Below are 19,667 nucleotides of genomic sequence, written 5' to 3'. Positions count from 1 at the left end.
TCCGGCGCTCAGTACGGCGGCAGCCGCAGGGCCCCGCTCCCGTCGCGGACATCGTGCACGACGTGCAGCTCACCCACCGGGTTGCCGTGCTCGTCGGTGGTGACCAGGACCGCGTCACCGCTGTTGACGCACTGTCCGCGCGGGCCCGGCTCCGGGCAGAACAGGACGTAGCCCCTCTGCCGGTCGACCCGGCCCGGTTCCAGCCGCCAGATCCACTGGTAGTCGCTCACGACCGCCCGCGGATAGGTGGCGCGCAGCCGCTCCCGCACCGCGTGCTGGACGGTCTCCCCGAACTTCTGCCGCTCCCGGAACGGCCGGACGGCCCGCGCGCTGCCCGTGGTGTCGACCCGGCCCGCCCCGATCTCGTAACTGGCGGAGAAATAGGCGCGCTTGGTAAGTGACGCCAGAAGGTCCGAACTGGTCAGCCGCATCAGCGTCGGCCAGGAGTCCTCACCCCGGTCGCGGCGTTCGGCCACCTCGGGGGAGACCACGTTGACGTAGGTGGCCTTCGCCCGGCCGAGCGGGCTGTCGGCGCCGCTCGCCGCCACCCAGCGCTGGACGCACTCCCCGATCTCCCTGAGCCTCTTCGCCACGGTCGCGTTCGTGAACTCGGCGACCACATAGGGCGGGGTCCCGGTCGGGCCCAGGGCGACGACCTCGTAGCCACACGCGTCGAACGCCTCCCGCAGCGTGCGGTAGTCCTCGGCCTGGGCCCGCGCGCGCTCCATCGCCTCCGCCAGTGCGCCCGCGCAGTCCTCCCGGTCGCAGGTGCCCGCGTCCGCGTCGACGCGGAGCCTGACCACGGCGTCCCGGTCGCCGGTCATCGCGAAGGACACCTCGGAGCCGCCCGGACCGGGGAAGAGCGTCCGCGCCCCGACCACCTGGAGCTGACCGGGAAAGTGCTTGTCGGCCAGCTCCTTCGCCGCTCGCCGGTCGTCCTTGGTGCCGAGCACCCCGCACCCGGCGCCCAGCAGGACCAGCGATCCCGCCACAACGCCGGTGAGTGCGGCTCTCCACTGTCGGCGGTGTGATCCGGCCATGGTCGGCTCCTCGTCGTGATGGTGCTGTCCGGTGTTCCTGTGACAGTAGGACCGGTCGCGGCAGGCCGGATGAGTACGCCTACTCACCCCGGTGGTACGGACGCCTCCCAGCCCCACGACCGCCCCTGTCATTGGCATGGACCTGACTCTGGAACTCCGCTACAGTCCGGGAACGGCACATCTGAGAGCGCTCTCAAAGCTCGATCGGATCGCGCTCCCGGACGCCTCCCGTTCCACCCCCACGTCGTTGGAACAACAGGAAGGGTCACCCCCGTGAGACACGCAACCCTGCTGCGGACCGGCCTGTCCGCGCTCATGGTGCTCGGCGCCTGGACCGCCGCCGGCCCGACGTCCGCCTCCGCCGCACCCACCCCCGCCGAGCCCCCCGCCTCCGCCGCCCTGCTCTCCGCGATGCAGCGCGACCTCGGCCTCACCGAGAAACAGGCCGTCACCCGGCTCGCCGACGAGAAGGCCGCCACCGCCCTGGAGAAGAAGGCCCAACGCGCCGCGGGCGCCGCCTTCGGCGGGTCCTGGCTCGACGCGAAGACGGGCAGGCTGACCGTCGCGGTCACCACCGCCGAGAAGGCCGAGGCCGTACGGGCGACCGGTGCCGACACCCGGCTCGTCCAGCACTCGGCCAAGCAGCTGGACGCCGCCAAGGCGCGGATCGACGCACTGAAGGCCCCGTCCGGCGTGAGCAGCTGGCACGTCGACCCGGCGACCAGCCGGGTCGTGGTGAACGTCGTCAAGGCCGAGCAGGCTGACAACGATGTCCGCTCCTTCGTCGCCCAGGCCCGCGAGACCGCGCCCGTCACCGTGCGGACCACCGCGGCGGCGCCGCAGACCTTCGCGGCCGGGACCGTCGGCGGCGACCCGTACTACACGGGCAACGTCCGCTGTTCCATCGGCTTCTCCGTGCACGGCGGCTTCGTCACCGCCGGGCACTGCGGCGGCGTCGGCCAGCAGGTCCGCGGCTGGGACAACTCCTACATCGGCAACTTCCAGGGCTCCTCCTTCCCCGGGGACGACTACGCCTGGGTCAACGTCGGCAGCGGCTGGTGGACCGTTCCCGTGGTGCTCGGCTGGGGCACGGTCCCCGACCAGCTGGTCCGCGGCTCGAACGAGGCCCCGGTCGGCGCCTCGATCTGCCGCTCCGGCTCCACCACGCGCTGGCACTGCGGCCGCGTCCTCGCCAAGAACGAGACCGTCAACTACAGCCAGGGCGCCGTCCACCAGATGACCAAGACCAGCGTCTGCGCCCAGGGCGGCGACTCCGGCGGCTCGTTCATCAGCGGCGACCAGGCCCAGGGCGTCACCTCCGGCGGCTGGGGCAACTGCTCCAGCGGCGGCGAGACGTGGTACCAGCCCGTCAACGAGATCCTCAACCGGTACGGGCTGAGGCTGCACACCGCGTGACCCGGGGGAGCCGCCCCGCCGTCCTCCCCCGGCGGCGCGGCTCCCGTCGGCGCACCAGTACCGTGGACCAGCGGCCCCGCCTCGGCGGGGCCGCTCTCGTGTTTCCCGGTGTTCCCCGCAGGTTCCCGGACGCCCCCGATGCCCCCAACAGCCTTTGCGCGGTGCATCGTTCACAGGCTATTGACACTCTCTCAGCACCGGCGCAACACTGGCACCGCCTTGGAGAGCGCTCTCCCAGAGGCTGAGCCTCTTCCCGGCTGCACCGTCCAGCTCACCCGTACTCCCCCCACCGTGCACCCGATGTGCAGGGACGAAGAGCGGCATGGAGGCCCTTATGGTGACCAGACTCAACCGCACCACCCTGGTGTCCGTCCTGATCGTGGCAACCGCCCTGGCGCTGGTCGCCCTCGGGCTGACCACGATCGGCGCGGCGGGCGCCGCCCCGGCGGGGGCGTCCCCGCCCGCCGGAGACCGGCCCGCCGCCGCGGCCCACGCGATGCAGGGCCACTCGATGGCTCCCGCCAAGCCGGTGGCCTTCGGTGACGACCCCGACGGCGACGGCTACATACCGGCTGTTCCGCCGGTCACCGGAGTGAAGCCGTCCCACGAGATACCGCCGCACACCTACTTCCACGAGTTCCAGGCGAACTGCTCGGTGACCCACACCGCCCCCGACGACCCGATCGTCTACCCCGGCCGGGCCGGCGCCTCGCACGACCACACGTTCATGGGCAACGACACCACGAACGCGAGCAGCACCACCGCCTCCCTCAGCGCCGGCGACACCAAGTGCCGTGCGCCCGGCGACCTGTCCGCGTACTGGATGCCGACCCTCTACGACGGGAACGAGGAGATCCGTCCGGTCGGCCCCCAGACCATCTACTACAAGGCCGGTGTCACCGACTACCGCACGGTCCGCCCCTTCCCCAAGGGGCTGCGGTTCGTCGTCGGCAGCCCCACGCAGACCGCCCAGCAGTTCCGCGACCACCCCGGCATGGTCGAGGGATACGAGTGCGGTGAGAGCTACCACAACTACGACTTCCCGGCCGCCTGCCCCACCAGCCAGGACACCCAGCTCAACCTGCGGATGCAGGCGCCCAGTTGCTGGGACGGGAAGTACCTGGACACCCCCGACCACAAGTCCCACATGGCCTATCCCGTGGTGACGGGGGCCAACCAGGACGTCTGCCCGCCGAGTCACCCGGTCGCCCTGCCGATGATCGAGTTCAAGATGGCATGGCCGGTCAACGGGGACATGTCGCAGGTGAGACTGGCGAGCGGCCCCGGCTACTCCTTCCACTACGACTTCTTCAACGCCTGGGACGACGCCACCCTCGACGCCCTGGTCGACCACTGCGTCGTCGGCGGTCTCCAGTGCGACGCCCGGGGCTACGACCAGAACAACCCGGGCCGCGGCGCGGCGCTGGACGAGAACTACGAGCTGCCCTGACCCGATGCGGCCGGGAGAGCTCCTCCCGGCGGGCCCGTTCCGCCCGGCCGGGAGGGCTCTGCCCGACGGACTCACCGCACCCGTCGGGGAGAGCGCTCTCCGGCCGCGCTCCGGGCCTGACCCCGTCTTTCCCGCCCCAACCCCCTCCACCCGCACCCGTGAGGAGCCCTTCCCCCATGAACCTTTCCCCTCTTCGACGGCCGCCCCGCGCCCGGGGCGCCACGGCCGCCCGTCTCGCCCTGGCCGCGCTCCTCGCCGCGGCCGCGACCGCCCTCCCGGCCCCCGCCGCCCAGGCGGCGGGCAGCGTGGTGAAGGTGACCGGCTCCCAGGGAGCCTGGCAGCTGACCGTGAACGGCGCCCCGTACACCGTGAAGGGCCTGACCTGGGGCCCGTCCGTCGCGGACGCCGGGCGGTACATGCCCGACGTGAAGTCGATGGGCGTCAACACGATCCGTACGTGGGGCACCGACGCCACCACGAAGCCGCTGCTGGACAGCGCGGCCCAGCACGGCGTCAAGGTGATCGCCGGATTCTGGCTCCAGCCCGGCGGCGGGCCCGGCAGCGGCGGCTGTGTGAACTACCTGACGGACACCGGCTACAAGAACGACATGCTCGCCGAGTTCCCCCGGTGGGTCGAGACCTACAAGGACCATGAGGGCGTCCTCATGTGGAACGTGGGCAACGAGTCGGTGCTCGGCCTCCAGAACTGCTACAGCGGTGAGGAGCTGGAGCGGCAGCGGAACGCCTACACCACCTTCGTCAACGACGTCGCCAAGAAGATCCACGCGGTCGACCCCAACCACCCGGTCACCTCGACCGACGCCTGGACCGGGGCCTGGCCGTACTACCAGAGGAACGCGCCCGACCTCGACCTCTACGCCGTCAACTCCTACGACGCCGTCTGCGACATCCGCGGCACCTGGGAGCGCGGCGGCTACGACAAGCCCTACATCGTCACCGAGGGCGGTCCGGCCGGCGAGTGGGAGGTCCCGGACGACGCCAACGGCGTACCGGACGAGCCCACCGACGTGGCGAAGGCCGACGGATACCAACGTGCCTGGGACTGCGTCACCGGGCACCGGGGGGTGGCGCTCGGCGCCACGCTGTTCCACTACGGCACCGAGTACGACTTCGGCGGCGTGTGGTTCAACCTGCTCCCCGCCGGACAGAAGCGGCTCTCCTACTACGCGGTGAAGGAGGCGTACGGAGCGGACACCTCCCGCGACAACACCCCGCCCGTCATCACCGCGATGAGCGTCGACAACGCCTCCGCCGTCCCGGCGGGCCGGAAGTTCACCGTCCGCGCCTCCGTCACCGACCCCGACGGCGACCCGCTGACCCACCAGGTCCTGGTGAACTCCAAGTACGTCGACAACAGCGGCCAGTTGACCGACGCTGCGTTCACCGACCGGGGTGACGGGACCTTCGAGGTCACCGCCCCCGACCGGCTCGGCGTGTGGAAGGTCTACCTCAAGTCGACCGACGGGAAGGGCAACGTCGGCATCGAGACGAAGTCGTTCCGGGTCATCCCGCCGCCGGCCGACGGGGTGAACGTGGCCCAGGGCAGGCCCGCCACGGCGTCCTCCTTCCAGCCGGACAGCGTCGGCTGCCCGTGCCCGGCGGGGAACGCCGTCGACGGCTCCTACGACACCCGCTGGGCCAGTGAGTGGGCCGACCGCCAGTGGATCCAGGTCGACCTGGGGGCGTCCACCTCCTTCGACCGCGTCCAGCTGGCCTGGGAGGCGGCCTACGCCAAGGCGTACACGGTGCAGACCTCCGCCAACGGCCAGGACTGGAACACCGTCCACACCGAGACCGCGGGCAACGGCGGCATCGACGACATCCAGGTCTCCGGCAACGCCCGCTACGTCCGCGTCAGCACCTCCGAACGCGGCACCCCCTGGGGCTACTCGCTCTACGAGTTCGGCGTCTACCGCCGCTGACGCCCCGAGCCCCCACCGGCCCGCCGCGCCGGCTCGTCCTCGCCGCCGGCGCGGCGCGTGAGCCCGGGGCGGCCGCGGGAACCCCCGCGGCCGCCCCGGGCGCCGCCGTGCCGCCCGTTCAGCGCTCCGGGCCCCGCCACAGGGTCCGCACCCGCAGCCACACGTCGCGGGCCTGCCGTCCGGCGGCGGTACGGCTCCGCGCCACCAGCTCCCGGGCCTGCTCGGGCGTCTCCACCATCGGGCCGGAACCGCGCAGCGGCCGCCCCGCCGTCTCGTGCAGGAAGAAGGTGGCCACCAGCCCGACCACCCCGGCCGCCATCAGGTAGTACGCGGGGACCATCTCGTTCCCCGTGGCCTCCACCAGACCGGAGGCGAACAGGGGAGTGGTGCCGCCGAACAGCGACACGGAGATGTTGAAGGCGATGGACAGCGCGCCGTAGCGCAACCTGGTCGGGAACAGCGCGGGCAGCGTCGAGGCGGCCGTCCCCGCGAAGCAGACCAGCAGCAGGCCGAGCACCGCGCACCCCAGGGCGGGCAGCAGGATGCCGCCCTGCCGGATCAGCAGGAAGGCCGGGGCGGACAGTGCGATCAGGGCCACGCTGCCGGCCAGGAACACCGGTCGGCGGCCCCACCGGTCCGAGGTCCGGCCCACGGTGGTGATGAGCAGCACCACCAGCAGCATCGTGCCGAGGACCAGCAGCTGCGAGGTGGTCTCCGGTTCGCCGAGGGTGGAGGACATGTACGTGGGGAGGTAGGAGGTCACCATGTAGTTCGTGACGTTGTACAGCAGCACCAGCCCCATGCAGACGAGCACGGCCTGCCAGTGCTTCGTGAAGATCTCCTTGAGCCGCCCCTTGCCCGACTGTCGGGCCTCCTCGACCGGATCGTCCCCCGGTCCCGCGGACGCCTGGGAGGCCTCCTCGCGCTTGAAGGCGGGCGTCTCCTCCAGCTTGAGCCGCATGTACAGTCCGATGATCCCCATCGGACCCGCGACGAAGAACGGGATGCGCCAGCCCCAGTCCGTCATCCCGTCCGTGCCGAGGACGGCGGTGAGCACGGTGACCAGCCCCGAGCCCAGCGCGTAGCCCACGAAGGTGCCGAAGTCGAGCCAGCTGCCGAGGAAGCCGCGCCGCTTGTCGGGGGCGTACTCCGCGATGTACGTCGTGGCGCCCGCGTACTCCCCGCCGGTGGAGAAGCCCTGCACCAGGCGGCAGACCAGGAGCAGCAGCGGCGCGGCGAAGCCGACCGCCGCGTACGTGGGCAGGAACCCGACGGCGAAGGTGCTCGCCGCCATCATGATCATCGTGAGCGCCAGGACCTTCTGCCGTCCCACCCGGTCGCCCAGCGGCCCGAAGACCAGCCCGCCCAGCGGACGCACCAGGAAGGCCGCCGCGAAGGTCGCGAACGTCGACACCACCTGGGCGCCCGGCGAGCTGGCGGGGAAGAAGACCTTGCCGAGCGTCCCGGCCAGATAGGCGTAGACCCCGAAGTCGAACCACTCCATGGTGTTGCCGAGAGCGGCGGCCGTGACGGCACGCCGGACCTTCGGGGGATCGGTGACGGTGACGTCGTCCTCGCGCAGGGACTTCTTGCGCCGCCGGATGAGGGTGCGGACCATCCGCTCCACGGCCACCTGGTCATTCCCGTGCCGGGGAGCGGGCCCCCGCCGTGCCGGTCCGGCCATCGGTCCGCCCTCTCCGCCCGCGAGGACGGCCACCGCGCGGAGCACGGGGCGTCCGGGGCTGTCCGAGCTTCCGATTCTGGCCCTGGGGGCCACCCCCGGCCCTCCGGGTGGTGCGCACGGGTGACGGCGGCCGGACGCGCGAGCCCGACCGCCGTTTCCCTGGTGCGTCCCGGCGGGTGTCAGGCGGTGCGGGGGGCGTGGTGCTCCGCGTGCCGCCGGACCAGCTCCGCGTAGCGGCGGCCGCTGCTCTTGACCGTACGGCGCTGCGTGGCGTAGTCCACGTGGACCAGGCCGAACCGCTTGTCGTAGCCGTAGGCCCACTCGAAGTTGTCCATCAGCGACCAGGCGAAGTATCCGGCCAGGGGCGCGCCCTTGCGCACCGCGCGGGCGCAGGCGGCCAGGTGCTCCTCCAGATAGCGGACGCGCTCGGGGTCGTGGACCGATCCGTCGGCCGCCACGACGTCGTCGTAGGCGGAGCCGTTCTCGGTGACGTAGACGCGCTCGACGCCGTACTCCTCAGTCAGCCGCAGCAGCAACTGCTCCAGACCGTCCGCGTGGACCTCCCAGTCCATGTGCGTCAGCCGGGCCCCGTGCACGGAGACCTGCCGGGCGTGCGGCGCGGGCCCGGACGGGTCGTCGGTGACCACCTGGCGGAAGTAGTAGTTGAGGCCCAGCCAGTCGAGCGGCGCGGCGATGGTCTCCAGGTCGCCTTCCCGGACCGGGAGGTCGACGCCGTACAGCTTCACCATGTCCTGCGGGTAGCCGCGTCCCAGGACCGGGTCGAGCCACCAGCGGTTGATGTGGCCGTCGGCGCGGCGGGCGGCGGCGAGGTCGGCCTCGCGGGTGCTCGCCGGTTCGACGGGGCTGAGGTTGTTGACGATGCCGACCCGGGCGCCGGAGGAGGCGGCCCGGATCGCCCGGACCGCGAGGCCGTGGCCCAGGTGCAGGTGGTACGAGGCGCGCACGGCGGCCGTCAGGTCGGTGAGCCCCGGGGCCATCCGCCCCTCCAGGTGTCCGATCCACGCGGAGCACAACGGTTCGTTGAGGGTCGCCCAGTCCTTGACCCGGTCGCCCAGGCGCTCCACCACGTGTCCGGCGTAGGCGGCGAAGTGCTCGGAGGTCTCCCGGACGGTCCAGCCGCCCCGGTCCTGGAGCACCTGCGGCAGGTCCCAGTGGTAGAGCGTGGCGAACGGGGTGATCCCGGCCGCCAGCAGCCGGTCCACCAGCCGGTCGTAGAAGTCCAGGCCCGCCTTGTTGACGGGACCGTCGCCGCCGGGCACGACGCGCGGCCAGGCGACCGAGAAGCGGTAGGCGTCCGCGCCGAGCCCGCTGATCAGCCCGATGTCCTCGGCGACCCGGTGGTAGTGGTCGCAGGCCACGTCCCCCGTGTCGCCGCCGTCGACCTTGCCGGGCGTGTGCGAGAACGTGTCCCAGATGGAGGGGGAGCGGCCGTCCTCGGCCACCGCCCCCTCGATCTGGTACGCGGCGGTGGCCACACCCCAGGTGAAGTCGGCCGGGAAGGCGTGGAGATCGGACACGTACGTCCTTTCCGAGGAGGTCACTTGACGGCTCCGGCGGTGAGACCGGCGACCAGATAGCGCTGGAGGAGCAGGAAGCCGACGACGATCGGGACGCTGACGACGAGGGACGCGGCCATGACCTGGTTCCAGTACACGTCGTTCTGCGTGGCGTAGCCCTGGAGGCCGACCGAGAGCGTGCGGGTGGCGTCGTTGGTCATGACCGAGGCGAACAGCACCTCGCCCCAGGCGGTCATGAAGGAGTAGACGGACACCGCGACGATGCCCGGCACCGCCGCCGGGACGACGACCCGGAACAGGGCGCGGACGGGGCCGCAGCCGTCCACCAGGGCGGCTTCGTCGAGGTCGCGGGGGATGGAGTCGAAGTAGCCGATCAGCATCCAGATGGAGAACGGCAGCGAGAACGTCAGATACGTGAGGATCAGCCCGCCGCGCGAGCCGTAGAGCGCCACACCCGTGCTGTTGCCGATGTTGACGAAGATGAGGAACAGCGGCAGCAGGAAGAGGATGCCCGGGAACATCTGCGTCGACAGCACCGTGACGGTGAAGACCCGCTTGCCCCGGAAGCGGTAGCGGCTGACGGCGTAGGCCGAGAACACCGCGATGGTCACCGACAGCACGGTCGCCGAGCCCGCCACGATCAGCGAGTTGACGAAGTACTTGGCGAGCGGAACGGTCTCCCAGATGTCGAAGTAGGGCCGGATCGTCAGCGTGGAGGGAATCCACTGGAACGTCCCCGACACGTCCTGGAGCGGCTTCAGGGAGCTGCTGACCATGACGTAGACCGGCAGCAGCACGAACCCGGCGAGCAGGGTCAGGACGATGCGCCGGGTCCACAAAAAGGACCGCGGCGCGGCCATCGGGGAGCGGGGGCGCCGGCGGGCGGCGCGGGCCGTCCGCGTCGGGCTAGACATCGGCGCCCTTCCTTCCACGCGAGGTGAGGAACAGGTAGACGGCCGTCACCAGCAGCAGGAAGAGCAGCAGCAGGACGGACATCGCCGATCCGGTGCCGAAGTTCCAGGTGACGAACGAGGACTGGTAGATGTGGATCGAGATCAGGTCCGCGCTCTCCGGGGCCGACTTCCCGAACAGGACGTAGGGGGTGTTGAAGTCGTTGAACGTCCACAGGAAGAGCACCAGGACCAGGACCTGGTTGACCGGTCGCAGCGAGGGCAGGGTGATCCGGCGGATCTGCTGCCAGATCCCGGCGCCGTCGATCGAGGCGGCCTCGTACAGCTCGCGCGGGATGTTCTGGAGCCCGGCCATCAGCATCAGGAAGGCGAACGGCCAGCCCTTCCACACCGACACGATGATCAGGGTGTAGAGGCTGTTCTCGCCGATCAGCCAGAACGACGGCTCGTCGGTGATGCCCAGCTGGTCGTGGAGCACGTGGTTGATCAGCCCGTTGTCCCGCTGGAACATGAACGCCCAGGTGATGACGGCCGCGTAGACCGGCAGGGCGTACGGCACGAGGAAGACCGCCCGCAGGAAGCCCCGGCCGCGGAAGCTCTCCTGGAGCAGGATCGCCGCTGCCGTGCCGAACAGCCAGGCCAGGCCCACCGAGAAGAACGTGAAGACGCAGGTGACGAGGAACGAGTGGAGCAGGGCCTCACCGATCGGCGCGTCGAAGTCGACGGCGATCCGGTAGTTGTCGAGACCGGACCAGGGCGCCGCGCCCCAGTTGTTGATGAAGAACTGCGTGAGCTGCCGGAAGCTCATCACGATCCCGATGACCATCGGGATGATGTGGATGAGGAGTTCGAGGAGGGCGGCGGGCAGGAGCAGGAGATAGGGCAGTCCGCCTCGGCGGATCCGGTCGGGGATGCGCGGCAGCCTCCTGCGCGCACCCCCGGTGCCCCGGCTCGTCCCCCCGCCGGCCGACTGGCCGACCCCGGGGTCCGTGGTGACGGTGGCGGTCATGGGTCAGGGCCTCACTGCTGCATCGTCTGCTGGGCCTTTTCCAGGCGCGCCTTGACGGAGTCCTCGGTCACGGGGCGTCCGGCCGCCGCGTCCGCCCACAGCTCCTTGACCGCGGTGCCCACGGCCGTCTCGAACTGCGACTCGTTGGGCACCTGGGGGAGCGGGGCGGCGCTGGTGGTGAGCGTGTCGCGCAGGACCTTGAGGTCCGGGGCGCCGAACGCGGCGTCCTGCTGCGCGGCCTTGACCGGAGGGATCGAGCCGTAGGTCTTGTTCAGCAGTTTCTGCTGGGCGTCGCTCGTCATGAACTTCACGAACTTCTTCGCGCCGTCGATGTTCTTGGTGTTCTTGAAGACCGCCAGGTTGATGCCCGCGACCATCGAGTTGACCTGCTTGCCCGCGCCCGGAGCGCCGGAGGGGACCGGCACCGGGGCCGCGCCCCAGTCCTCGGGCTTCATGCCCTGGGCGGCGAAGGTGGAGGCGGCGGCCTGCCACAGCACCATCCCCGTCCTGCCCTTGGCGAAGTCGGTGAGCGACTGGTTCTGGGCGTACTCCGCGTTGCCCGGGGCGATGATCTTGTCCTTGGCCATGAAGTCGACGTACTGCTTGACCGCCGCGACCGCGCCGTCCGAGGTGAACGTCGCCCTGCCGTCCGCGTCGAAGAAGTCCGCGCCGTGCTGCTGGCCCAGGACGAAGGTCTGGTGGATGTTGTTGGAGACGTTGCCCCCCTCCGCGCCCAGCCCCCACTTGCCGTCCTTGGACAGCTTCTTGCCCGTCGCGACCAGCTCGTCCCAGGTGGCCGGGGGCTTCTCGACGCCCGCGTCCGCGAACATCTTCTTGTTGTAGTAGAGCGCGTACGCCAGCGAGTAGAGCGGCACCGCGGCGGGCGGCTCGCCCTCCTTGCCCGCCGAGGCCACCGCCGAGTCGACGAAGCGGTCCCGGCCGCCGATCGCCTCGAAGTTCTTCTCGTCCCACGGCAGCAGCGCGCCGGTCGCCTGGAGCGAGGCCGACCAGGTGTTGCCGATGTTCAGCACGTCCGGGCCCTGGCCGGAGGTGGTGGCGGCGAGGATCCGGTTCAGCAGGTCGGCCCACGGCACGACCTCCAGCTTCACCTTGATCCCGGTCTCCTGCTCGAACTTCTTCAGCTCGGGCGTGAGGATCTTCTTGTCGGCCTCGATGCTGGGGCCCTGGTTGGAGGCCCAGTAGGTGAGGGTCTTCGGGGACTCGTTGCTGCCGCCCGTGTTCGATCCGCCGCCGCAGCCGGTGGCGGCTGCGGCGATGGCGATGGCGAGGGTGACGGCGCTGGCGGCTCTGACGTGACGCATGAGAGGTGGCCCCTTTCCGGGGATGGCTGCGTTCGGGAACCGAACGGCCTCCATGACTTAATTTATGCCGTGATTTAAGAGGTGAGGGAAGGTCGCGTCAAGGGCTTGGGCCGGGGTATGTTCCTGGACGGGAAGGAGCAACATGGCCGAGCGCGACAGACGGACCGTGCGTGACCTGCGCCGGGGCAACCGGGCCAGGATCCTGCAACGGTTGTATTTCGACGGGCCGTTGAGCCGCCAGGAGCTCGGCCCGGTAACCGGCCTGAGTTCAGGATCCATCAGCAACGTCGTCGCGGAGCTCTCCGCCGAGGGACTGCTGGAGGAGGCCGGGGTCGTCGATTCCGACGGCGGCCGCCCCCGTACGCTGCTGCGCGTCGCCCCGGACGGCGGGCTCCTCGTCGGCATCGACATCGGGGAGACCCGGGTCCGCGTCGAGCTGTTCGACCTCTCCCTCACCGAACTCGCCCGCACGGAAAGGCTGCTGGCCCAGCACGGCTACGACGTCGACCGCGTCGTCGGCCATGTCCGCACCGCCGTCGCCGACGTGCTCCGCGACGCGGGCGCCGACCCCCGCCGGCTCCTCGGCATCGGGGTCGGGGTCCCCGGCATCATCGAGCGCGACGGCCCCGAACGCCCCGACGGCACCCGCGGCGCGGTGGTCCACGGCCAGACGATCGGCTGGCGCGCGGTCCCCCTGGAGCAACTGCTGCGCGAGGCGGTCGACGTGCCGGCCGAGGTGCCGTTGTTCATCGACAACGGCGCCAAGACGCTCGGCCAGGCCGAGATGTGGTTCGGCGGCGGCCGGGGCGCGGGCGCCGCCGCCATCGCGCTCATCGGCTCGGGCGTGGGCGCCTGCGTCGACCACGGGGACGTCCTGGACGAGGACCGCGCGAGCCTCGCCCTCGAATGGGGCCACACCACCGTCCAGCTCCGCGGCCGCCGTTGCCGCTGCGGCTCCGTCGGCTGCCTGGAGGCGTACGCGGGCGCCGAGGCCCTGCGCGAACGGTGGCGGGAGGCGGGCGGCCCGCTGCCGGAGAACGCCGACGACGAGACCGCGCTCGCCGCCCTCCTCGCCGCCGCCTACCCCGCCCCGGACGGCCCCGCCCCGGACCCGGTGGCCCTCGCCCTCCTCGACGAGACGGCCGAATGCCTCGGCGCGGCCCTCGCGGACCTGGTCAACCTCTTCCTCCCCGAACGCGTGCTCATCGGCGGCTGGGCGGGCCTGCTGCTCGGCCCGCGGCTGCTGCCCGAGATCCGCCGGTACGCGGACGCGTACGCCCTGAGCCACGCGGCGGCCCGCACCACCATCGAGATGGGCCGCCTCGGCCCGGACGCGGTCACCGTCGGCGCGGCCACCCTGCCGCTCGCGGCCTTCCTCACCCGGGGCGGCAGCCGCCCCGCTCCGGGGGGCACCGGCGCCCCGCCGCGCACGGCGGCGCGGACGGTCCGGGAGCGGCACCGGGCCTCGGTCACCTGAGGAGCGGCCGTGCCGCGCCGGGACGCCGCTCCCCGCCCGGGGGCGGGGGAGCGCGGCGGTCGCGGCCCCCCGTGGACCGCGCCCAAGGCGCCCTTCGCGCCCCTTCAGCCCCCTTCAGCTTCCGTTCGCCGCCGAGCGGACCGGCTGCCGCCGCGTCCGGCTGCGGAACTGGGCGGGCGACGAGCCGACCACGCGCCGGAACGCAGTGCTGAACGCGCTCTCGGACAGATAGCCCGTGGCGTGGGCGAGTTCGGAGATCGGCAGGGTGTCGCGGGCGAGGGCGTCGCGCGCCAGGCTCATGCGCCACTGGATCAGGTACTCCAGCGGAGGGAGTCCGACGTGGCTCTTGAAGGCCTGCGCGAACGCCGACCGCGACATGTGGCTGATCTCGGCCAGTTCCTTGAGGCTCCAGGAGTGGGCCACGTCCGCGTGCACGGCTCGCAGGGCGGCGCCGACGCCGTCCTCGTGCAGGGCGCCCAGCCAGCCGGTGGGCCGGTCCGTCTGGGCGGCGTGGGCGCGCAGCATGTGCACGAGCAGGATCTGGGCCAGGTGGTTCCGCACCAGCGGGCTCCCGGCGGCGGCGTCCCCGACCTCGGTGGCCAGGTGGTCGATCAGCTGCCCGAGGCGGTCGCCGTGCGGATCGGCCGCGCGGACGACCACGAGCGGCGGCAGGAGATCGGTGAGGAGGGTGGCGTTCCGTTCGTCGAACCCGATGTGACCCGCACAGATGTAGAGGTCGTCGTCGGACTCGGGACCGATCTGCACGATGCCGTCCCCCGCGGCCGCCAGCACCTCGGCCGCCGGACGCGGGCTCGCGTCGAGCGAGCCGGAGAGCACGTAGGGCGGCGGATTGCCCAGCATGAAGGTGTCCCCCTCCCGCAGCAGCACCGGCTCGTGCCCGTCCAGGGCCAGCCAGCACGTGCCGCGCACGAGGCCCCCGATCCGCACGTGCGGGAACGGTTCGAAGCGCAGGGCCCACTCCCCGGTGGCCCGGAGCGTGGGGCCGATCACCGTATGGGGCCGAAGCAGGCCGATCGCGTCAGCCACCGGGTCGCCGAAGCCGAGCACTGCCGACACCTCCTGGACGATACGTAAAGTATTGCGGACTGTACATCATAGATAGTACGACCACGCTGACGCATTCTCGAAAGCGAACAGGTTGACATCGAGATCGAGAGTGACGGAGACATCCCCATGGGGCAGTTCGAGGGCAAGACGGCAGTGGTCACCGGCGGCAGCACCGGCATCGGTCTGGCCTCGGCCGTGCGGCTGGCGGAGGAAGGCGCGCACGTCTTCGTCACCGGCCGGCGCGCGGCCGAGCTGGAGGCCGCGGTCAAGACCATCGGACCGGACCGGGTCACCGCCGTCGTCGGGGACATCGCGAAGCCGGAGGACCTGGACCGGCTCTACGAGGCGGTGAAGGCGCGGGGTGCGGGTCTGGACGTCCTGGTGGCGAACGCGGCGATCGGCACGTTCGTGACCCTGGAGCAGACGACCGAGGAGCACTTCGACCAGACGTTCGGAGTCAACGTCCGGGGCACGCTCTTCACCGTGCAGAAGGCACTGCCGCTGCTCAACGACGGGGCCTCCGTCGTCCTGGTCGGTTCGACGGCCGGTGACCGCGGGGTGGAGGCGTTCGGCGCGTACGCGGCCTCCAAGGCGGCCGTGCGGTCGTTCGCCCGGACCTGGTCCAACGAGCTCAAGGGCCGCGGCATCAGGGTCAACGTGGTCTCGCCCGCCTGGATCGAGACGCCCGGAGGCACCGCCGCCTTCGGTGACGAGGAGACCGCCCGTGCCGTGAAGGAGAACGTGGCCGCGACCGTCGCCAAGGGCCGGATGGGCCGGCCCGACGAAGCCGCCGCGGTGGTGGCCTTCCTGGCTTCGGAGCAGAGCAGCTACGTCGTCGGCGCGAACCTCTACGTCGACGGTGGCACGAACCAGATCTGACCGGAGGGCCCGCGTGCGGTCGCGGGCCCCACGACTCCGGGCCGCGACCCGCCGATCACGCCGACCCCCGCACCACCAGCTCCGGTTCGAAGATCACCGAGGTCGGCGGGCGGTCCGGGCGGGTCAGCCGGTCCAGCAGCAGGCGCGTCATCTCCGCCGCCATCTCCTCCACCGGCTGACGGACGGTGGTCAGCGGCGGACGGCACGCCAGGGCCGCGCTGCTGTCGTCGAAGCCGACCACCGCCACGTCCCCGGGCACGGACCGGCCGCGCTCCCGCAGCACATGGCAGGCGCCCAGCGCCATCAGGTCGTTGGCGGCGAAGACCCCGTCCAGGTCCGGCTGTTGGGCCAGCAGCCGTTCCATCGCCTCCTCGCCGCTCTCCTGGGTGAACTGTCCCTCGGCCACCGGCACGTCACGATGCCCGTGCCGCGCCATCGTGTCCCGGAAACCGGCCAGCCGCGCCTCGCTCGCGGGCACGTCCAGCGGGCCGCTGACCGTCACGATCCGGCGGCAGCCGCGGGCCAGCAGGTGCTCCGCGGCCAGCCGGGCCCCGTCCTCGTGGGCGAGGTCGACGTAACTGACCGGGACCGGGCGCGCGGGGCGCGCGTAGAGCACCGCCGCCAGCCCCGCTTCGGTGAGGAGTCCGGGCAGCGGGTCCCCGGCGTGGGTCGAGACGACCAGCGCCCCGTCCGCGCGGCCCTGACGCAGATACGACAGCACCTCCTCGCGGGCCCGTGAGGTGTCCGCGAACATCAGCACCGGGTGCATCCCGCGCGGCCGCAGATAGTTCACCACCCCGGTCACCACCCGGCCGAAGAACGGGTCCGCGAACACCCGCGTGGTGAAGGCCCCCTGATCGCCGCTGCCGCCCGGGTCCGGGGCTCCCGGTTCGACGCCCGTCCCGGACACCACCAGAGCCACGGAGTCGGCCCGCCGCGTCACCAGGGAACGCGCCGCCCGGTTGGGGGTGTAGCCCGTGACGGCGACCGCCTGCCGTACGGCCTCCTGAATCGCCGGATCGACGTTCCGTACGCCGTTGACGACCCGGGAGACGGTGGCGCGCGAGACACCGGCCGCCCGCGCCACGTCCTCCAGGGTGGGGGTTCTGGTCGCCCGGGGATCATCCGTCATGAGCGCCTTTATAGCATCAGCGGAGAGCGCTCTCCATCGCCCTCTGCGCACGGGCGCCCGCGCCGGTGCACCGGGCGACGGGCCAGGTTCCGCCACCGTCCGGCGAATTCCGGCCACGCGGTGACCGGTGGTGGCCGAGTGTCACCTTTTGCTTGTGATCAGTGAGGGAGCGGACCTACGTTGCCGTGTGCGACGTGTCCCAAATCCCGTGGGGGAGTGCAGGTATGGCCGCTAACGGACGGCACCGGAGATATCAGCCCAGCCGGATCAACCGTGCCTCGCTCACGGTGACGGCGGGCGGCGCGGGTCTCGCGCTCCCGCTGATCACCGCCGCATCGGCGGGGGCCGCTACCGGCGAGGTCTGGGAGAAGGTCGCCGCCTGTGAATCCAGCGGCAATTGGTCCGTCAACACCGGCAACGGCTATTACGGCGGGCTCCAGTTCAGCGGGTCCACCTGGGCGGCCTTCGGCGGTACGCAGTACGCGCCGCGCGCCGACCTCGCCACGCGCGACCAGCAGATCGCCGTCGCCGAGCGGGTGCTGGATGGCCAGGGCCCCGGCGCCTGGCCGACCTGTTCGGTGCGCGCGGGGCTCACCCGGGGCGGCGACGCGCCGGACACCACCGCGCAGAGCGCGGGCAGCCGCCCCGCCCAGGCCGCGGCCCCGGCCACGGCCCCGCCCCGGCAGCAGCCGGCCGCCCGGCCCGCCGCGACGACGCCGACCCATGTGCCCGGCAAGCGGGACGCCTACACCGTGGCGAGCGGCGACTCACTCTCCACGATCGCCTCCGACCAGCGGGTACGGGGCGGCTGGCAGGGGCTCTACGCGGCCAACCGCACCGTCATCGGCGGCGACCCCGACCTGATCTTCCCCGGGCAGCGACTGAGAATCGACCCGCGGGCTGCGGGGCCCGTCGACCGCCGGGGCCCGGTCCCGGCCGCGCCGAAGGCGCAGAAGCCCGCCCCGAAGAAGACCGAGCGGGCCGAGGCCACACAGAAGAAGGAGCCCGAGCGGCGCGAAGCGCCCAAGCGGCAGGCCCCGAAGCAGACCGAGCCGAAGAAGACCGCCCCCAAGAAGGAGCAGCCCGCTCCGGAGCGGGCCGTCAAGCACGCGGGCTTCAGCTCCCCGGTGGCGGCTGGGACGGGCACCCCCTACCGGCAGGCCGGTTCCTGGTCCAGCGGCTATCACACCGGGGTCGACTTCCCCGTGCCCACCGGCACATCGGTGAAGGCCGTCGCCTCGGGCCGCATCGTCTCGGCGGGCTGGGCCGGAGCGTACGGCTACGAGGTCGTGATCCGGCACGCGGACGGCAAGTACAGCCAGTACGCCCATCTCTCCGCGGTCCACGTGCGCTCGGGGCAGTCCGTCTCCGGCGGGCAGCGGATCGCCCGCTCCGGCTCCACCGGCAACAGCACGGGACCCCACCTGCACTTCGAGATCCGCACCGGCCCCGGCTACGGATCGGACGTCGACCCGCTCGCCTACCTCCGGGCCGGTGGCGTCAGGGTCTGAACGATCCGCCCGGCCCGCCGGACCACACCCTCCCGCCCCCGCTGTCCGCTCAGGGGGCCCGTCCCGCCGAACTCCACACGCGGCACCGCCCGTCCGGACGGCGGCGCCAGCGACGACGTGTGCGGCACGGGCCACCGCCCGGCAGGCTCCGGCACGCCCGGCAGCAGGGGCGCCCCGCCCTCGTACGCCGGGGCTCCGGGGCGGGCGTCCGGCACCGCGGCACCCTGCGCGCCGGAACCGCCGACGGTGACTCTCCGCGGAGCGTCACCCCCCGCGAGCGCGTCGACCGGCCCTCCGTCGCCGGCGGCCGGGCCGTCCGCCGAGTGGTGCCCGGGGCGGGCGCCCCCACGGGCGTCCCGCGTGTCGGCGGACCGCTCCCCGGCGTGCTCCGCGCTCAGCCTCTCCCGCGTCAGCAGGACCAGGCCGCCCGCGGCCAGCGCCCCGCACGCCAGGGCGAGAGCCGTGCCCGGCCACCCGCCGCGGAAGTGCTCGCCGAACAAGGTCACCCCGACCGCCGCGGCCACCACCGGATTGACCACCGTCACCGTCGCGAGCGGTGCCGTCAGCCCCGCGCCCCGGTAGGCCGCCTGGGACAGCAGCAGGCCCGCCGCCGCCAGAGCGGCGATCACCAGCAGCGTCGGCAGCCCCGAACGGACCGAGCCCGAGGTCCACTCGATGGCCACGGTCTTGGTGAACACCGAGGCCATCCCGAACGCCACCCCCGCGCCCGTGGCCAGGGCGATGGCCCGCAGGGCCGGGCGGCGCAGCAGACGGGCGAACACGACGAGCCCGGCGACGCCCCCGAAGGTCCCGGTCGCCAGCAGGAACCGCTCCGGGCCGCTCAGGGTGTGCGGGGCGGCCTCGCCGGTGAGCGCCAGCAGTCCGCAGAGACCGGCCGTCGCCATCAGCGCGCCCCGCCAGGCCGTGGCCCCGGCTCCGCGACGGACGAACAGGGCGGCCATCGGCAGCGCGAAGACGATCGTCAGGGCGCCCAGCGGCTGGACCAGGCTGAGCGGACCGTAGGCCAGGGCCACCACGTGCAGGAGCGCACCGACCCCGTTGAGCAGCACGGCCACCCACCAGACCGGTTCGCGCAGCAGGCCGTACGAGGAGTGCTCACCGGTCGCGGCCACGCGCTCCTGGATGATCGCTCCGGCCGCGTAGGCGACCGCGGAGATCAGTGACAGCAGCACGGACAGCGCGAGGGAGCTCATGTACACCACGATGTCCCGTCCGGGGCCCCGCGTCGTCGTCCTTGAGACGGCGATCGGGCCTACTGCCCCAGTA

General features: G+C 72.2%; 15 protein-coding genes. 6 read left to right on the top strand and 9 right to left on the bottom strand.

Features of this window, described 5'->3' with window-relative positions:
- Window positions 1-8: 8 nt before the first annotated feature.
- Window positions 9-1,040 (bottom strand): SCO7460 family lipoprotein, encoded by a 1,032-nt coding sequence (locus ACIRRU_RS24110; RefSeq protein ID WP_403683762.1) that lies wholly within the window; start codon window positions 1,038-1,040, stop codon window positions 9-11.
- A 273-nt stretch (window positions 1,041-1,313) separates the two neighbouring features.
- Between ACIRRU_RS24110 and ACIRRU_RS24105 the strand changes: the two genes are divergently transcribed.
- From ACIRRU_RS24105 to ACIRRU_RS24095, 3 genes are all read left to right on the top strand, one after another.
- Window positions 1,314-2,456, top strand: coding sequence for a S1 family peptidase (locus ACIRRU_RS24105; RefSeq protein ID WP_403683760.1), 1,143 nt, complete (start codon window positions 1,314-1,316; stop codon window positions 2,454-2,456).
- Window positions 2,457-2,790: 334 nt separating this feature from the next.
- Entirely contained in the window at window positions 2,791-3,906 is a 1,116-nt protein-coding gene (locus ACIRRU_RS24100; RefSeq protein ID WP_403683759.1) for a DUF1996 domain-containing protein, read from the top strand.
- A gap of 176 nt (window positions 3,907-4,082) precedes the next feature.
- Entirely contained in the window at window positions 4,083-5,849 is a 1,767-nt protein-coding gene (locus ACIRRU_RS24095; protein ID WP_403683758.1) for a discoidin domain-containing protein, read from the top strand.
- 118 nt (window positions 5,850-5,967) lie between these two features.
- Here ACIRRU_RS24095 and proP read toward each other — a convergent pair whose 3' ends face one another.
- The 5 genes from proP to ACIRRU_RS24070 all read right to left on the bottom strand — a co-directional run bounded on the left by proP (window position 5,968) and on the right by ACIRRU_RS24070 (window position 12,313).
- Window positions 5,968-7,467, bottom strand: a complete 1,500-nt coding sequence (gene proP, locus ACIRRU_RS24090; protein ID WP_403683907.1) for a glycine betaine/L-proline transporter ProP — start codon at window positions 7,465-7,467, stop codon at window positions 5,968-5,970.
- A 245-nt stretch (window positions 7,468-7,712) separates the two neighbouring features.
- Window positions 7,713-9,071, bottom strand: a complete 1,359-nt coding sequence (locus tag ACIRRU_RS24085; RefSeq protein WP_403683756.1) for a GH1 family beta-glucosidase — start codon at window positions 9,069-9,071, stop codon at window positions 7,713-7,715.
- Window positions 9,072-9,091: 20 nt separating this feature from the next.
- Window positions 9,092-9,985: a carbohydrate ABC transporter permease gene (locus ACIRRU_RS24080; protein ID WP_403683754.1), complete on the bottom strand. Its 894-nt coding sequence runs from the start codon at window positions 9,983-9,985 to the stop codon at window positions 9,092-9,094.
- Window positions 9,978-10,991: a sugar ABC transporter permease gene (locus tag ACIRRU_RS24075; RefSeq protein ID WP_363199948.1), complete on the bottom strand. Its 1,014-nt coding sequence runs from the start codon at window positions 10,989-10,991 to the stop codon at window positions 9,978-9,980. Before ACIRRU_RS24075 ends, ACIRRU_RS24080 begins: the two co-directional genes overlap by 8 nt.
- 11 nt (window positions 10,992-11,002) lie before the next feature.
- A complete protein-coding gene (locus tag ACIRRU_RS24070; protein WP_403683752.1) occupies window positions 11,003-12,313 on the bottom strand; it encodes an ABC transporter substrate-binding protein in 1,311 nt (436 codons plus the stop codon).
- A 142-nt stretch (window positions 12,314-12,455) separates the two neighbouring features.
- On the opposite strand from ACIRRU_RS24070, the gene ACIRRU_RS24065 reads away from it, so the two are divergent.
- A complete protein-coding gene (locus ACIRRU_RS24065; RefSeq protein ID WP_403683750.1) occupies window positions 12,456-13,790 on the top strand; it encodes an ROK family protein in 1,335 nt (444 codons plus the stop codon).
- Window positions 13,791-13,904: 114 nt separating this feature from the next.
- On the opposite strand, the gene ACIRRU_RS24060 is transcribed toward ACIRRU_RS24065, so the two are convergent.
- Window positions 13,905-14,867 (bottom strand): AraC family transcriptional regulator, encoded by a 963-nt coding sequence (locus ACIRRU_RS24060; protein ID WP_403683748.1) that lies wholly within the window; start codon window positions 14,865-14,867, stop codon window positions 13,905-13,907.
- A 117-nt stretch (window positions 14,868-14,984) separates the two neighbouring features.
- Between ACIRRU_RS24060 and ACIRRU_RS24055 the strand changes: the two genes are divergently transcribed.
- Entirely contained in the window at window positions 14,985-15,737 is a 753-nt protein-coding gene (locus ACIRRU_RS24055) for an SDR family NAD(P)-dependent oxidoreductase (protein ID WP_403683746.1), read from the top strand.
- Between the two features lie 55 nt (window positions 15,738-15,792).
- Here ACIRRU_RS24055 and ACIRRU_RS24050 read toward each other — a convergent pair whose 3' ends face one another.
- The gene (locus ACIRRU_RS24050; RefSeq protein WP_403683745.1) at window positions 15,793-16,869 is read right to left on the bottom strand and encodes a LacI family DNA-binding transcriptional regulator; all 1,077 of its coding nucleotides are present in this window, start codon (window positions 16,867-16,869) and stop codon (window positions 15,793-15,795) included.
- A gap of 224 nt (window positions 16,870-17,093) precedes the next feature.
- Here ACIRRU_RS24050 and ACIRRU_RS24045 point away from each other — a divergent pair, with 224 nt between their 5' ends.
- Complete coding sequence (locus ACIRRU_RS24045; protein ID WP_403683743.1) at window positions 17,094-18,380, top strand: transglycosylase family protein; 1,287 nt, start codon at window positions 17,094-17,096, stop codon at window positions 18,378-18,380.
- Here the strand turns inward: ACIRRU_RS24045 and ACIRRU_RS24040 are convergent.
- Window positions 18,350-19,594, bottom strand: coding sequence for a DMT family transporter (locus ACIRRU_RS24040; protein WP_403683741.1), 1,245 nt, complete (start codon window positions 19,592-19,594; stop codon window positions 18,350-18,352). The genes ACIRRU_RS24045 and ACIRRU_RS24040 overlap by 31 nt on opposite strands.
- Between the last annotated feature and the right edge of the window lie 73 nt (window positions 19,595-19,667).

Source organism: Streptomyces sp. NPDC101181 (genome assembly GCF_044767975.1).
GTDB lineage: Bacteria > Actinomycetota > Actinomycetes > Streptomycetales > Streptomycetaceae > Streptomyces.
The sequence above is the reverse complement of the archived record's forward strand: the minus strand, read 5'-3'. Positions and strand labels throughout refer to the sequence as shown.

Coding starts and splice junctions, on each gene's coding strand:
- ACIRRU_RS24110 (WP_403683762.1), bottom strand. CDS start 1,040: ATGGCCGGATCACACCGCCGACAGTGGAGAGCCGCACTCACCGGCGTT.
- ACIRRU_RS24100 (WP_403683759.1), top strand. CDS start 2,791: ATGGTGACCAGACTCAACCGCACCACCCTGGTGTCCGTCCTGATCGTG.
- ACIRRU_RS24095 (WP_403683758.1), top strand. CDS start 4,083: ATGAACCTTTCCCCTCTTCGACGGCCGCCCCGCGCCCGGGGCGCCACG.
- proP (WP_403683907.1), bottom strand. CDS start 7,467: ATGGTCCGCACCCTCATCCGGCGGCGCAAGAAGTCCCTGCGCGAGGAC.
- ACIRRU_RS24080 (WP_403683754.1), bottom strand. CDS start 9,985: ATGTCTAGCCCGACGCGGACGGCCCGCGCCGCCCGCCGGCGCCCCCGC.
- ACIRRU_RS24075 (WP_363199948.1), bottom strand. CDS start 10,991: ATGACCGCCACCGTCACCACGGACCCCGGGGTCGGCCAGTCGGCCGGC.
- ACIRRU_RS24070 (WP_403683752.1), bottom strand. CDS start 12,313: ATGCGTCACGTCAGAGCCGCCAGCGCCGTCACCCTCGCCATCGCCATC.
- ACIRRU_RS24065 (WP_403683750.1), top strand. CDS start 12,456: ATGGCCGAGCGCGACAGACGGACCGTGCGTGACCTGCGCCGGGGCAAC.
- ACIRRU_RS24055 (WP_403683746.1), top strand. CDS start 14,985: ATGGGGCAGTTCGAGGGCAAGACGGCAGTGGTCACCGGCGGCAGCACC.
- ACIRRU_RS24050 (WP_403683745.1), bottom strand. CDS start 16,869: ATGACGGATGATCCCCGGGCGACCAGAACCCCCACCCTGGAGGACGTG.
- ACIRRU_RS24045 (WP_403683743.1), top strand. CDS start 17,094: ATGGCCGCTAACGGACGGCACCGGAGATATCAGCCCAGCCGGATCAAC.
- ACIRRU_RS24040 (WP_403683741.1), bottom strand. CDS start 19,594: ATGAGCTCCCTCGCGCTGTCCGTGCTGCTGTCACTGATCTCCGCGGTC.